The sequence below is a fragment of the Trinickia symbiotica genome, assembly GCF_003028655.1.
GTDB lineage: Bacteria > Pseudomonadota > Gammaproteobacteria > Burkholderiales > Burkholderiaceae > Trinickia > Trinickia symbiotica_A.
Window position 1 is genome coordinate 1 of the sequence record NZ_PYUC01000072.1, and the last position, 405, is coordinate 405.

Annotated in this window: 1 protein-coding gene; it reads left to right on the forward strand. The window is 62.5% G+C overall.

Annotated features, from left to right (window positions below):
* The coding region (locus C9I57_RS32280; RefSeq protein WP_146166312.1) for a TonB-dependent receptor domain-containing protein at positions 1-405 on the forward strand (405 nt) is incomplete at both ends.

A 405-nucleotide genomic window follows, 5' to 3' on the forward strand; every position in this document is an offset into this window, starting at 1 on the left:
GTGCATATCGGCGAAAATCTGTTCCGCCACGAACGCACCACGCAGACCGCGCTCTACGCGAGCGACACGGTGCAGATCACGCCGCGTCTTTCGGCGCTGCTCGGCCTGCGTTATACGCAGTTCCGCGACCGCGTCTATAACGTCGATCAGTCGGTGCAGGCCGATTACAGCGCGAACCCCGTCACGCCCACCGGCGCGCTGATGTTCAAGCTCGATCCCGACACCACGGTCTACGCGAGCTACGTGGAAGCGCTGCAGCAAGGCGGCGCGTCGAGCAACACGAACGTGAACTATCCGCAGACCTTCGGGCCGCTCAAGAGCAAGCAATACGAAGTGGGCCTCAAGGCCGATCATCGCAACTGGGGCGCGAATCTCGCGCTGTTCCGCATCGATCAGGGTTACGAG